Genomic DNA, 12,825 nt, shown 5'->3' on the forward strand with positions numbered 1-12,825 from the left:
CCGCTCTGTAAGCGGGCTTTTTTTGAATCTGGTGCGTTCTAGTGGATTCGAACCACCGACCCCCACCATGTCAAGGTGGTGCTCTAACCAACTGAGCTAAGAACGCGTTTTATATTAATTTGGTGCGTCCTAGTGGATTCGAACCACCGACCCCTACCATGTCAAGGTAGTGCTCTAACCAACTGAGCTAAGGACGCTTTGATACTGCGTGAATAATAACTGGTGCGTTCTAGTGGATTCGAACCACCGACCCCCACCATGTCAAGGTGGTGCTCTAACCAACTGAGCTAAGAACGCATCGTGCCCTGAGGCGCTGCGTATACTAGCCAAGGGGCGGGGGCTGGGCAAGCCTTTTTTCTTCCGCAACAACCGGATGGAGAACTATTGTTCAGCCCGGTGAAAGATTGCACCGGCGCAGGAATTTCTGCCAGGCGCTGGCGTGATCCAGTGTTAGCTGGCGGTAGCGGGTATAAATCTGGCTGTTGAGGCCGGAAGCATACCATTGCCGGTATTCGGCCATGATGTCGTGGCGTTCCGGCGGTGGCGTTAGACTTTGCTTCAGTAGGGGGGCGAGGCGCACAAAATGGCGGTCCAGCTCGCCCAGCCGGGCCTGAATGTCCTGAATGTAATAGTGCTCCATGGCGTTGCGCAGCCGTTCGGCATCGGCCTTGCCCGCCGGTCCGCAGTCGAATTGCTCCAGTCTGCCGAGAAAGCCGATGCTTTGCTTCAGGTAATGGGCCGCGCTGTGCAGGGAATAGTACAGCTCGCCCAGGTAGTCGTTGTTATAGAGGCCACCCAAGCGGTTGTTGAAGGCGGTGCTGTCGAGCCTGTCGAGCTGCGGCGTTCCCCCGGCCTGCTGGTGAAGGCTGGCAAACAGGGAAAAGGCGTTGAGAGTGGCCTGAAAGCCACGGTGATCGTCGGCCACCGGGCGTTGGCGCGGCGTCAGGGCGGCACGAATTTCCGGCTCAGCCACCATCATGTTCCAGTGATAACCGGGCAGCAGGGGGGCTTTTTGTTGCTCAAGCTCCTGCAGCCAGGTCTGCAATTCCTTATCACCGCTCTGGTTCCGGCAGTCCTGCAGCCCCTGCTGAAAGCGCAGATGATAGAGCAGCACGGCGCCGGCACTTTGGCTTTTGCCGATGGGGCTGTTGTGCTCGCCCACCAGAGGCAACAGCCGGCATTCTCCCAATTTTAGGGTATCGAGCAGCCCGGCGCTGATGCGCGGCTGACCCATTTGCAGCCGGCGTTGGGCCGGCAGCGAAGGCAGTGGCGGCGGGTTGGTCAGCGCAGGGGGCTCGGTGTCCAGCACGTTGGCCACTCGGGCCAGGTAAGTGTCAAAGGCCGTTTTCAGTGCCTGGCGATCCTCACAGCCCGTCAACCAGAGGCAGGCCAGCGCGATCACGATGATGGACCTTTTCATGAATCCTTCCTAACCGCCATATCAACAAACAAGCCGCTATCGTCAAGCCTACCAGAAAACCGAGCCAGAAGCCGTGGGGGCCCATGGCCGGCACCAGCCAGTTGGTCAGCCCCAGCACCACGCCTACCGGCAAGCCACACAGCCAGTAGGCCACCAGGGTGATATAAAAAATCACCTGGGTATCTTTATAGCCGCGCAGGGCAGCGGCACCGATCACCTGCACCGAATCGGATATCTGGTAAAGGGAAGCCAGCAGCAGCAGGCTGGCGGCCAGCTCCAGCACCTCGGCATTATCGGTATAAATGCCGCTGATCCAGTAGCGACTCAGGGCCGTGGCAAGCGCCGTGGCCACCGCCAGCAGGGCGCCAAAGCCGATGCCCGCCTGGCTGGCGATTTTGGCCTGGGTGGCCAGGCCTTCGCCGAGGCGGTGGCCCACCCGTATGGTGAGTGCCATGCCGAGACTCAGCGGCAGCATGAAAATCATGCTGGAAAAGTTGATGGCAATCTGGTGGCCGGCCACCACATCGGATCCCAGCGGAGCCAGCAGCAGGGCCACCACGGTAAACAGGGTCACTTCACAAAAAATCGCCATGGCAATGGGAAAACCCAGGCGAAAAATACGCCCGATGCTGGCCCAATCCGGGGCGGTGAGGGTGGTAAACACGGCAAAGCGGTTCAGCAGGGGCGAGCGGTGAGTGTAGATGATCATGGCAATCAGCATGGCCCAGAACACCAGCGCCGAGGCATAACCGCACCCCACGCCACCCAGCTGGGGCAGCCCGAGTTTGCCGTGGATCAGCACATAGTTGGCGGGCACGTTTACCGCCAGGCCAATAAAACCGATGATCATGGTGGGTTTGGTATGGGACAGCCCCTCGCTGAAATTACGCAACACCTGGTACAGGGCATAGGCGGGCATGCCCCAGAGAATGCCGTGCAGGTAACCGGTGGTTTTTTCCGCCAGCAAGGGCTCCACGTCCATCCAGTGCAGCACCATGGGGGAAAAATACAATGCCAGCGAAGCCGGTACCAGTACCACCAGGGTGAGCCAGAAGCCCTGGTGTACGGCACCGGCCACCTCATCGTGGCGACGGGCGCCGTTGAGTTGCGATATGATGGGGGTGAGCGCCATGACCACGCCCTGTACCAGCAGGATGACCGGCAGCCAGAAGCTGGTGGCCACGGCCACCGCCGCCATGTCGGTGGCGCTGATCTGCCCGGCCATCACGGTATCGACAAAGCTCATGGTGGTTTGCGCGATCTGGGCCACCAGTATGGGACCACACAGCCGCAGCAAATGCCGGGTTTCGGTCAGAAAAGAGGAAAAGGACATGTTGCTCTCGCTCAGGAAAAATGCCGTGGACGTGACTGGCCGGCGCGCATGAATGACCGGAGAGTGGTACGAAATGATAGCCATCGCCACAAACCGTGAATATAACGGTTGCCGGTGCCTTTTCCCATTATTTTAAACTGCTTTTATATGGATTTACGCGATGTTTACCGGAATTGTGCAGGGGCAGGGTACCCTGCTGAATATCATTGAAAAAGCCGACTTTCGTACCCATGTGGTGACCCTGCCCGACGAACTGCTGCCCGGACTGGCGCTGGGGGCATCGGTGGCTCACAACGGCTGCTGCCTGACCGTCACCGCCATTGATGGCGACAAGGTCAGCTTTGACCTGATGCAGGAAACCCTGAGGGTCACCAACCTGGGGCAGCTCAAGGTGGGGGACCAGGTCAACCTGGAGCGGGCAGCCCGTTTTGGTGACGACATTGGTGGCCATGCCATGTCCGGGCACATCATGGGCATGAGTGAACTGCTGGAACGCATTGAGACCGAGACCAATACCACCTTGCGCTTTGCCGTGCCCGAGGGCTTAAACAAGTATCTGTTTACCAAGGGGTATATTGGTGTTGATGGCATCAGCCTGACCCTGGGGGAGGTGACCGCCGAGCATTTTGCCGTGCATTTGATCCCCGAAACCCTGTCCCGCACCAACCTGGGCAGGGTGCAGCCCGGTTACCGGGCCAACCTGGAGGTGGATCCGCAAACCCAGGCCATTGTGGACACGGTGGAGCGGGTGCTGGCCCGTCAGCCATAAAGCGAAAGCCGGGAAGTCCCGGCTTTCATCAACCAATTAAATTATGCCAACATACATCAATATGTATAACCAATGAGCGAATTGCTAAAAATACTGCTCGTCGTCAGCATCTACCCGTACTTCAACTTCGTCACTGTCTTCATGGCACAGCAGCGTGATGTGCATGGTATTGCAGCAGGCCTGACAATCTTCGTAATAATTCTGATCGCCCCCGGAAGCATCCACTTCAATACGGGTATGGTGGCCGCAATGAGGACAGATAATGGTTTGCTCAAAATAATCACGCATGACAGTTCTCCCGGTAGTGACGTGATCAGGCCTCGGGCAGACTTTGGCAAGAGCGGCCGCCATCCAGGGCGATGATCTGACCGGTCAGGTAGGCCGGCCCTTCCAGCAAAAAGGCGACGGTATCGGCAATTTCCTGGGGCGTTCCCAGCCGACCCATGGGTACCGATCCCAGCACCTTGTGTTTTTGTGCCTCGCTCAGTTCGTGCTCGGGCCAGATAATGGGGCCGGGCGCAATGCCGTTCACCCGCACGTCGGGAGCCAGCTCTGCCGCCAGGGCCCGGGTCAGGGTGGCCAGGGCGTTTTTGGCCATGCTGTAGGGCAGGTGATGACGCAGGCCATTGGTGGCATGAATATCCACCATGTTGACAATGGCGCCTTTTTCTCGGACCAGGGCGGGGGTCAGGGCCTGGCTCAGCAGCAGCGGGGCGGCGGCATTGGTGGCGGAAAGCTCCAGCCACTGGGCCGGGGTGATTTCGCCAAAACGACTGGGATAAAAGGCGGAGGCGTTATTGACCAGGGCGCTGATGCGGCCAAAACAGCCCAGGGCGCGGTCGGCCATGGCGTTGATCTCATCAAGGCGGGTCAGGTCCTGCTGCAGCAGGCGCACACTGTCGGGGCGCGCCCGGTTCAGGCTGTCGGCCAGGGCGCTGGCTTCCTGTTCACTGTGGTGATAGTGCAATACCAGGCAATATCCCTGAGCATGCAGACAACGACTGATTTCTGCACCAATGCGCCTGGCGGCGCCGGTGATCAACACCACGGGTTGCGACATGGCTTCTCCTAGCTGGCGATAATGTTTAACAGGCTGGTTTTGGCCTGCTGAAGATAAGGCTGACCAAACAGATTAACATGATTGAGCAGGTGGTAGAGGTTGTAGATCTCGCGCCGCGCCCGGTAACCCTCTTCCCGGGGCCAGACGGCGTCGTAACCCTGGTAGAACACGCTGGGAAACTGACCAAACAGTTCGGTCATGGCGATATCGGTTTCACGGTCACCAAAATAACTGGCCGGATCAAACAACACTCCCTGTCGTTCACAAAAACCAAGGTTGCCACGCCACAAATCCCCGTGCAACAGGCAGGCGCTGGGCTGGTGGCTGGCCAGACGGTTCTTGATGGCCCCCACGATTTCCTCGATATCGCCAAAATGAATGTCCTTGTCTTCCAGCAACTGCAACTGCCAGCCGATGCGTTGCTCGGCAAAAAAGGTCGCCCACTTTTTGTGCCAGGCGTTGGGCTGCACCGTGGTGCCGATGAAATTGTCTTCATCCCAGCCATACATGGGCTGGGTACTGCCCTTATGTAAATGCGCCAGTTGCCGACCCAGCATGTGCCAGCCCTGCTCGTCGGCCTCTCCAAGTTCCAGGTATTCCAGCACCAGGAAGCTGCTGCTGACGGTGGTACCACAGCACACCGGACGGGGCACTCTCAGGGTCTGGCTGTTGACCAGATGCTCCAGACTCGTCCATTCTGCGCGAAACATATCGATGGCGGCACGGTCATTGAGTTTAACGAAATAGGTGTGGTGGCCATCGCTGATACGAAATGCCTGGTTAATGTCACCACCGCTCAGGGGAGTGCGCTCAACCAGGGTGAACTCGGTGTTGATGGCGTCGCTGATCTGACTGGCAATGATGGGCCACATGGCAGTTTCACTCCTGGGTGCCGGGTTTTGCCACAGTATAGGTCAAAAGCCGGCACGACCGGGGGCGAGCACAGAATGAGGTAAACCGCATGATAAAACGACTGAAACAATGGCTGTCAGGCCCGAAACACGAACCGCCTCTGCCCATGCAGGAAGAAGTGGCGGTGGCGGCACTGCTCAGCGAAGTAATGCTGGCCGATGGTGTGGCCAGCAACCGCGAGCGGCAACAACTGGAAAGCCTGCTGGCCCGGTTGTTTGGCCAGACCTCCGCCGAGGTGCACGACTGGCTGGAGCAGGGCAGGGCACGACAGGAGGAGGCGGTCTCCCTGTTTGAGTTCACCACTCACCTCAAGGCGCTGCCGGTGCCTCAGCGGGAAGCCATTTTGCTGGCCCTGTGGCAGATGGCACTGGCCGATGGCGAGCTGGATCCCCAGGAGGAGGCCATTGTGCGTCAGGTGGCCGATCTGCTTTATATTCCCCACAGCCGCTATATTCGCCTCAAGCATCAGGCGGAAAAGCCATCGGGCGGTTGAGCGCGCGTGGCGACGGGGCACGAATTCTGTTACCCTTTTCGCCCTCGACCTGTGCCGCCGGGTAACCCCATTGCGTGCCAGGCTGGCAAGGTAACGCCAGATGGTCGGGAACGAATGACACGACCGTTTTCACACATACATGTGCACTTTGGTAGGGTGCACCACTGTCAAGGATATTTCATGCCGACAATTACCCTTCCCGATGGCAGCCAACGCCATTTCGAGCAACCCGTCACCATCATGGACGTGGCCCAGGATATCGGTCCGGGCCTGGCCAAGGCCTGCATCGCCGGGCGCATCGATGGCGAGCTGGCGGATGCCTGTGAGCTCATCAGCCACGACGCCACCCTGTCGATCATTACCGCCAAGGATCAGGACGGCCTCGAGATAATTCGTCACTCCTGCGCCCATCTGCTGGGACATGCCATCAAGCAACTGTGGCCTGAAACCAAAATGGCCATTGGTCCGGTGATCGACAACGGCTTTTACTATGATGTTGACCTCGAGCATACCCTGACCGAGGAAGACGTTCAGAAGCTGGAAGCCCGCATGCTGGAGCTGGCCAAGACCGAATACGCCGTGGTCAAAAAGAAGGTGAGCTGGCAGGAAGCGCGGGACACCTTTGCCCGTCGGCATGAGTCATACAAAATTGAGATCCTCGATCAAAACGTCAGCCAGCATGACAAGCCCGGTCTGTACCACCACGAGGAATACATCGACATGTGCCGGGGCCCGCACGTGCCCAATATGCGCTTCTGCCAGCACTTCAAGCTGCAGAAGGTCTCCGGCGCCTACTGGCGTGGTGATTCCAAGAACAAGATGCTACAGCGCATCTACGGCACCGCCTGGGCCGACAAGAAGGCACTGAAGTCCTACCTGGTGCAGCTGGAAGAAGCCGCCAAGCGGGATCACCGCAAGATAGGCAAACAGCTCGACCTGTACCACATGCAGGAAGAGGCCCCGGGCATGGTGTTCTGGCACAACGACGGCTGGACCATTTTCCGCGAGCTGGAAACCTTTGTGCGGGACAAGCTGCGCGAATACAAATATGAAGAGGTGAAAGGCCCCTTCATGATGGACAGGGTGCTGTGGGAGAAGTCCGGCCACTGGGACAAGTACGCCGATCACATGTTCACCACCCATTCCGAAAGCCGGGATTACGCCATCAAGCCGATGAACTGCCCGGGCCACGTGCAGATCTTCAACCAGGGGCTGAAGTCCTACCGGGATCTGCCGCTGCGCATGGCCGAATTCGGCTGTTGCCACCGCAACGAGCCGAGCGGCGCCCTGCACGGTCTGATGCGGGTACGCGGCTTTACTCAGGATGATGCCCACATCTTCTGTACCGAAGATCAAATTCAGAGCGAAGTGTCCGCCTGTATCCAGATGGTGTACGACACCTACGAGACCTTCGGCTTCACCAACATCGCGGTCAAGCTGTCCACCCGTCCGGAGCAGCGCATCGGCAGCGACGAGATCTGGGACAAGGCCGAGCTGGCCCTGGAGCAGGCGCTCAAGGCCTACGGCATTGAATACGAGCTGCAGCCGGGCGAGGGGGCCTTTTACGGTCCCAAGATTGAATTCACCCTGCACGATTGCCTCAACCGTGCCTGGCAATGCGGCACCGTCCAGCTCGACTTCGCCCTGCCCGGTCGCCTGGGGGCCAGCTATGTGGGCGAAGACAACGAACGCCATGTGCCGGTGATGATCCACCGCGCCATTTTGGGCTCCATCGAGCGTTTTATCGGCATCCTGATTGAGGAATACGCCGGTCTGTTCCCGACCTGGCTGGCTCCCACCCAGGCGGTGGTACTGAACATTACCGACAATCAGTCCGAATATGCCAAAAACCTGGTCGAGTCCCTGAATAATGTTGGCATTAGAGCCAAGGCGGACTTGAGAAATGAGAAAATTGGCTTTAAAATCCGCGAGCATACTCTCAAGCGGGTACCTTTCATGCTGGTATGTGGCGACAAAGAAGTCGACGCCGGCAAGGTAGCGGTTCGTACCCGAAAAGGGCAGGATCTGGGAACCTTCGATGTTGACGCGCTGATCGCGCTCATTCAACAAGAGGTTCAGACCCGCGGAAAGAAAACAGTGGAGGATAGGTTATAAAAGGCGCCAAAAAAGGGGGCAAGCCCGCTCCCCGCAATCGACTGAATGAAGAAATCCGACTGAAAGAAGTTCGTCTGGTCGGCCTGGAAGGTGAAGCATTGGGGGTCGTGTCCATCAATGAGGCACTGAGCGCTGCCAGCGAGGCGGGCGTCGATCTGGTGGAAATCAGTCCCAATGCCGAGCCTCCCGTTTGCCGAATCATGGATTACGGCAAGTTCCTTTACGAAAAGAGTAAAGCGACCAAGGAACAGAAGAAAAAGCAGAAACAAATCCAGGTCAAGGAAATCAAATTCCGGCCCGGTACTGATGAAGGCGACTATCAGGTAAAGCTACGCAACCTGATTCGCTTTTTGGAAGAAGGCAATAAGGCCAAGGTCACGCTGCGATTCCGCGGTCGTGAAATGGCGCACCAGGAGCTCGGTTTTGACCTGCTTAACCGCATCAAGACCGAACTTGAAGAACTTGCCGTGGTTGAATCCTTTCCCAAGCTGGAAGGTCGCCAGGCAGTGATGGTGCTTGCCCCTAAGAAGAAACAGTAAGGTTCTGCAAGTAGCCGGGCAATGCGTCCGGCTCACCTTGTCTGTTTGATGTTATTAACAATGCGGAGTATTTCATGCCTAAGATGAAATCCAACAAGGGCGCTGCCAAGCGCTTCAAGAAAACCGGCTCTGGTGGCTTCAAGCGCAAGCAGTCCCACCTGCGTCACATCCTCACCAAGAAAAGCACCAAGCGTAAGCGTCAGCTGCGCGGTAAGTGTCTGGTAGCGGCGTCTGACGTTGCCCAGATCAAATCCATGCTGCCCACCGCTTAAGAGGAGAGTGAACAATGCCAAGAGTTAAACGTGGTGTCACTGCACGCGCTCGTCACAAGAAGATTCTGAAGCAGGCCAAAGGTTATTACGGTGCCCGTTCACGCGTTTATCGCGTAGCGGTACAAGCGGTAACCAAAGCCGGTCAGTATGCCTACCGTGACCGCCGTCAGAAAAAACGTCAGTTCCGTCAGCTGTGGATTGCCCGTATCAACGCGGCTTCCCGTCAGAACGGTCTGTCTTACAGCCGCTTCATCAACGGTCTGAAAAAGGCCTCTGTTGAAATCGATCGCAAGATCCTGGCTGACATCGCCGTGCACGACAAGACCACCTTCACCGCTCTGGTTGCCAAAGCGAAAGAAGCCCTGGCATAAGTCGGACTATGATGATTTTCAAAGGAGGCTACGGCCTCCTTTTTTGTTGCCTTTTGCCCGGCTCCACGCTGGAAGCAAAAGGGCATTTCCTTTATTATCAAGGCCTTTCTAATACTTAGCGTCCGTGTATACGGGCAAGTCAACGAGGAATACATGGATCAGCTGGAAGACGTGATCGTCAAGGCGCAGGCGGAGATCCAGGCTGCCGCCACTGCCGCCGAACTGGATGAAATCCGGGTTCGCTACATGGGCAAAAAGGGCACCTTTACCGAGCAGTCCAAGGCGCTCGGCAAGCTGTCTGCGGAAGAACGCCCTGCCGCCGGTCAGGCCATCAACCAGGCCAAACAGGCCGTGAACGATGCACTGAACGCCAAACGCGACGCCCTGCAACTGGCGGAGCTGAATGCCAAACTGGCCAGCGAGACCCTGGACATTACCCTGCCGGGCCGTCGCCAGGCCAGTGGTGGTCTGCATCCGGTCAGCCGCACCATCAAGCGCATCGAATCGTTTTTCGGCGAGCTGGGTTTTCAGGTGGCCGAAGGTCCGGAAATCGAGGATGACTTCCACAACTTCGACGCCCTCAACATTCCGGCCCATCACCCGGCCCGGGCCGATCACGACACCTTCTATTTCAACCCCAAGCTGATGCTGCGCACCCAGACCTCCGGCGTGCAGATCCGCACCATGGAACAGCAGCAGCCGCCCATTCGCATTATTTCACCGGGCCGGGTCTATCGTAACGATTACGATCAGACCCACACCCCCATGTTCCACCAGGTGGAAGGCCTGCTGGTGGACGAAAACGTCAGCTTTACCCAGCTCAAGGGCGTACTGCACGACTTTTTGCACAACTTCTTTGAAGAAGATCTGCAAATCCGTTTTCGTCCGTCCTATTTCCCGTTCACCGAGCCCAGCGCCGAAGTGGACGTGATGGGCAAGAACGGCAAGTGGCTGGAGGTACTGGGCTGCGGCATGGTGCATCCCAACGTGCTGCGCTCCGTGGGTATCGATCCGGAGCGCTACAGCGGCTTTGCCTTTGGCATGGGCGTGGAACGTCTGACCATGCTGCGCTATGGCGTCAATGATCTGCGCGCCTTCTTCGAAAATGATCTGCGTTTTCTCAAGCAATTCCGGTAAGCGGCAGGAGCAATAATGAAGTTTTCAAAATCATGGCTGGATGAATGGGTCAACACCGGTCTCAGCACCGAGGCCCTTGCCGAGCAGATCACCATGGCCGGACTGGAAGTGGATGGCATCGAGCCCGTCGCCGGTGACTTTTCCCAGGTCATCGTGGGTGAGGTGGTCGAATGCGGTCAGCACCCAGATGCCGACAAACTGCGCGTGACCAAAATTAATGTGGGCGGCGACGAGCTGCTCGACATCGTCTGTGGCGCACCCAACTGCCGCCAGGGCCTGAAAGTGGCGGTGGCCGTGGTCGGTGCCGTGCTGCCCGGCGATTTCAAAATCAAGAAAGCCAAGCTGCGCGGTCAGCCCTCTCACGGCATGCTGTGCTCCTACAATGAGCTCGGCATCGATATTGAGTCCGACGGCATCATCGAGCTGCCCGCCGACGCGCCCATCGGCACCGACGTGCGCGACTACCTGTCTCTGAACGACGTCACCATTGAAGTGGATCTGACCCCCAACCGTGCCGACTGCCTGAGCATGGCAGGGCTGGCTCGGGAAGTGGGCGTGCTCAACAACCAGGACGTGGCCTGGCCCGAGATTGCCGCCGTGCCGGCGACCATTGACGACCGGCTCGATATTCGCCTGGACGACCCCGCCGCCTGTCCCCGTTACCTGGGCCGGGTGGTGAAGAACATCAACGTCAAGGCCGAAACCCCGCAGTGGATGCAGGAAAAACTGCGCCGCAGCGGCATTCGCAGCATCGATCCGGTGGTGGACATCACCAACTTTGTGCTGCTGGAGTGGGGCCAGCCCATGCACGCCTTTGATCTGAATACCCTGAACGGCGGTATTCGAGTACGCATGGCGGAGCAGGGCGAAAAACTGACCCTGCTTGACGGCAACGAAGTGACCCTGAACGCCGATACCCTGGTGATTGCCGACAGCGAGCGCCCCGTGGCCATGGCCGGCATCTTTGGTGGCGAGGCTACCGGTGTCACCGACACCACCCGCGACGTACTGCTGGAGTGCGCCTTCTTCAGCCCGCTGGCCATCACCGGCCGGGCACGCAGCTACGGCCTGCACACCGACTCTTCCCACCGCTATGAGCGCGGCGTTGACTATCAGCTGCAGCACAAGGTGATGGAGCGCGCCACGGCGCTGCTGCTGGAGATCTGCGGCGGTGAGGCGGGCCCCGTGATTGAAGCCGTGGCCGAAGACAAGCTGCCCCAGGCCGCCACCGTGGCCCTGCGTCATGACAAGCTCAACCGGTTGATCGGCATCGACATCGACGCCGCCCAGGTGACCGAAATGCTGACCCGACTGGGACTGGACGTCACCACCACCGCCGAGGGCTGGAGCGTGGTGGTGCCGAGTTACCGCTTCGATATCGCCATTGAAGAAGATCTGGTGGAAGAAGTGGCCCGTATCTATGGCTACAACCAGATTCCCGATGTAGCGCCCCGGGCCAATTTGTCCATGTCGTCCCACCGTGAGGCGCAGTTGCCACTGAACCGGCTCAAGGATGCCCTGGTGGACTTGGGCTACCAGGAAGCCATCACCTACAGCTTTGTGGATCCAGAGCAACAACAACTGCTGTTCCCGGGTGCTGAGCACATGGTACTGCCCAATCCCATCGCCGCCGACATGTCCGCCATGCGGCTGTCGTTGTGGCCGGGCCTGATCCAGGCGGCGGTATACAACCAGAACCGTCAGCAGTCACGGCTGCGCCTGTTTGAACAGGGGCTGATCTTTGTGCCCGACGACACCGCCGAGAACGGCGTGCGTCAGACCCCAGTGCTCGCCGGCCTGGTGCTGGGCGCGGTGGTGGACGAGCACTGGAGCATGAGCAGCCAGGCCGCCGACTTCTTTGACCTCAAGGGCGACGTGGAAAGCCTGCTGGCCCTCAGTGCCGACGAACTGACCTTCAGTGTGGAGCGAGCCGAGCTGTCTGCCCTGCACCCGGGACAGTCGGCACGCCTGCTGCGTAACGGCCGGCCGGTAGGCCAGTTTGGCGCCCTGCACCCCAGTCTGCTGAAAAAAATGGGGCTCAAGTCTCAGGCTTACCTGTTTGAAATCGAGCTGGCCGCGCTGACCGAACGCCGGGTGCCGGAGGCGGTGGACATCTCCCGTTTCCCGGCCAACCGCCGCGACCTGGCCCTGGTTGTCGATCAGAACCTTGCCGCCGCCGATATCCTTGATTTGGTTAGGAAAGTTGGCGGTAATCAGCTGGTTGGATTAAACTTGTTTGACGTATACCAGGGGCAGGGGATCGCCGAAGGCAAGAAAAGCCTGGCACTCAGCCTGGTACTGCAGGACACCCAACGGACGTTGGAAGAAAAGGAAATTGCCGACACTGTTGCTCGCATCGTAACGGCGGTATCCGACGAGTTTAATGCTTCCTTGAGGGATTGAG

Annotated in this window: 13 protein-coding genes and 3 tRNA genes; 8 read left to right on the forward strand and 8 right to left on the reverse strand. The window is 58.6% G+C overall.

The genetic code is table 11. The annotated features are described in order from the left end of the window. Positions 1-29 precede the first annotated feature (29 nt). The 5 genes from GU3_RS10415 to GU3_RS10435 all read right to left on the reverse strand — a co-directional run bounded on the left by GU3_RS10415 (position 30) and on the right by GU3_RS10435 (position 2,753). Positions 30-106, reverse strand: a tRNA-Val gene (locus GU3_RS10415). 14 nt (positions 107-120) lie between these two features. Further along, a tRNA-Val gene (locus GU3_RS10420) sits at positions 121-197 on the reverse strand. A gap of 23 nt (positions 198-220) precedes the next feature. Beyond that, a tRNA-Val gene (locus GU3_RS10425) sits at positions 221-297 on the reverse strand. Between the two features lie 91 nt (positions 298-388). Further along, positions 389-1,420 (reverse strand): DUF3080 domain-containing protein, encoded by a 1,032-nt coding sequence (locus GU3_RS10430; RefSeq protein ID WP_014292500.1) that lies wholly within the window; start codon positions 1,418-1,420, stop codon positions 389-391. Beyond that, positions 1,365-2,753: an MATE family efflux transporter gene (locus tag GU3_RS10435; RefSeq protein ID WP_014292501.1), complete on the reverse strand. Its 1,389-nt coding sequence runs from the start codon at positions 2,751-2,753 to the stop codon at positions 1,365-1,367. The genes GU3_RS10430 and GU3_RS10435 overlap by 56 nt, the downstream gene beginning before the upstream one ends. 160 nt (positions 2,754-2,913) lie before the next feature. Between GU3_RS10435 and GU3_RS10440 the strand changes: the two genes are divergently transcribed. Continuing rightward, positions 2,914-3,522, forward strand: coding sequence for a riboflavin synthase (locus tag GU3_RS10440; protein WP_014292502.1), 609 nt, complete (start codon positions 2,914-2,916; stop codon positions 3,520-3,522). Positions 3,523-3,606: 84 nt separating this feature from the next. On the opposite strand, the gene GU3_RS10445 is transcribed toward GU3_RS10440, so the two are convergent. Genes GU3_RS10445 through GU3_RS10455 form a run of 3 tightly spaced genes read right to left on the reverse strand, consistent with a single transcriptional unit; the run spans position 3,607 to position 5,454 of the window. Next, positions 3,607-3,810: a CPXCG motif-containing cysteine-rich protein gene (locus GU3_RS10445; protein WP_014292503.1), complete on the reverse strand. Its 204-nt coding sequence runs from the start codon at positions 3,808-3,810 to the stop codon at positions 3,607-3,609. A gap of 25 nt (positions 3,811-3,835) precedes the next feature. Then, positions 3,836-4,582: a pteridine reductase gene (locus GU3_RS10450; protein WP_014292504.1), complete on the reverse strand. Its 747-nt coding sequence runs from the start codon at positions 4,580-4,582 to the stop codon at positions 3,836-3,838. Positions 4,583-4,590: 8 nt separating this feature from the next. After that, on the reverse strand, positions 4,591-5,454 hold the full coding sequence (locus GU3_RS10455; protein ID WP_014292505.1) for a fructosamine kinase family protein: 864 nt from the start codon (positions 5,452-5,454) through the stop codon (positions 4,591-4,593). 89 nt (positions 5,455-5,543) lie between these two features. On the opposite strand from GU3_RS10455, the gene GU3_RS10460 reads away from it, so the two are divergent. From GU3_RS10460 to pheT, 7 genes are all read left to right on the forward strand, one after another. Further along, a complete protein-coding gene (locus GU3_RS10460) occupies positions 5,544-5,987 on the forward strand; it encodes a TerB family tellurite resistance protein (protein ID WP_014292506.1) in 444 nt (147 codons plus the stop codon). Positions 5,988-6,167: 180 nt separating this feature from the next. Further along, positions 6,168-8,102 (forward strand): threonine--tRNA ligase, encoded by a 1,935-nt coding sequence (thrS, locus tag GU3_RS10465; protein WP_014292507.1) that lies wholly within the window; start codon positions 6,168-6,170, stop codon positions 8,100-8,102. Next, positions 8,099-8,641, forward strand: a complete 543-nt coding sequence (gene infC / locus GU3_RS10470) for a translation initiation factor IF-3 (protein ID WP_083829462.1) — start codon at positions 8,099-8,101, stop codon at positions 8,639-8,641. Before thrS ends, infC begins: the two co-directional genes overlap by 4 nt. Before the next feature lie 74 nt (positions 8,642-8,715). After that, complete coding sequence (gene rpmI / locus GU3_RS10475) at positions 8,716-8,913, forward strand: 50S ribosomal protein L35 (protein ID WP_014292509.1); 198 nt, start codon at positions 8,716-8,718, stop codon at positions 8,911-8,913. A gap of 14 nt (positions 8,914-8,927) precedes the next feature. Continuing rightward, complete coding sequence (rplT, locus tag GU3_RS10480; RefSeq protein WP_014292510.1) at positions 8,928-9,284, forward strand: 50S ribosomal protein L20; 357 nt, start codon at positions 8,928-8,930, stop codon at positions 9,282-9,284. A gap of 153 nt (positions 9,285-9,437) precedes the next feature. Continuing rightward, on the forward strand, positions 9,438-10,421 hold the full coding sequence (gene pheS, locus GU3_RS10485; protein ID WP_014292511.1) for a phenylalanine--tRNA ligase subunit alpha: 984 nt from the start codon (positions 9,438-9,440) through the stop codon (positions 10,419-10,421). A gap of 15 nt (positions 10,422-10,436) precedes the next feature. Beyond that, positions 10,437-12,824 carry a phenylalanine--tRNA ligase subunit beta gene (gene pheT, locus GU3_RS10490; RefSeq protein WP_014292512.1) on the forward strand — a complete coding sequence of 796 codons (2,388 nt, stop codon included), beginning with the start codon at positions 10,437-10,439 and terminating at the stop codon, positions 12,822-12,824. Position 12,825: the final 1 nt, after the last annotated feature.

This window comes from Oceanimonas sp. GK1 (assembly GCF_000243075.1).
In the GTDB taxonomy this organism is placed as follows: Bacteria; Pseudomonadota; Gammaproteobacteria; order Enterobacterales; family Aeromonadaceae; genus Oceanimonas.

Coding starts and splice junctions, on each gene's coding strand:
- GU3_RS10445 (WP_014292503.1), bottom strand. CDS start 3,810: ATGCGTGATTATTTTGAGCAAACCATTATCTGTCCTCATTGCGGCCAC.
- rpmI (WP_014292509.1), top strand. CDS start 8,716: ATGCCTAAGATGAAATCCAACAAGGGCGCTGCCAAGCGCTTCAAGAAA.
- GU3_RS10435 (WP_014292501.1), bottom strand. CDS start 2,753: ATGTCCTTTTCCTCTTTTCTGACCGAAACCCGGCATTTGCTGCGGCTG.
- pheT (WP_014292512.1), top strand. CDS start 10,437: ATGAAGTTTTCAAAATCATGGCTGGATGAATGGGTCAACACCGGTCTC.
- GU3_RS10440 (WP_014292502.1), top strand. CDS start 2,914: ATGTTTACCGGAATTGTGCAGGGGCAGGGTACCCTGCTGAATATCATT.
- GU3_RS10430 (WP_014292500.1), bottom strand. CDS start 1,420: ATGAAAAGGTCCATCATCGTGATCGCGCTGGCCTGCCTCTGGTTGACG.
- pheS (WP_014292511.1), top strand. CDS start 9,438: ATGGATCAGCTGGAAGACGTGATCGTCAAGGCGCAGGCGGAGATCCAG.
- thrS (WP_014292507.1), top strand. CDS start 6,168: ATGCCGACAATTACCCTTCCCGATGGCAGCCAACGCCATTTCGAGCAA.
- GU3_RS10450 (WP_014292504.1), bottom strand. CDS start 4,582: ATGTCGCAACCCGTGGTGTTGATCACCGGCGCCGCCAGGCGCATTGGT.
- GU3_RS10455 (WP_014292505.1), bottom strand. CDS start 5,454: ATGTGGCCCATCATTGCCAGTCAGATCAGCGACGCCATCAACACCGAG.
- GU3_RS10460 (WP_014292506.1), top strand. CDS start 5,544: ATGATAAAACGACTGAAACAATGGCTGTCAGGCCCGAAACACGAACCG.
- rplT (WP_014292510.1), top strand. CDS start 8,928: ATGCCAAGAGTTAAACGTGGTGTCACTGCACGCGCTCGTCACAAGAAG.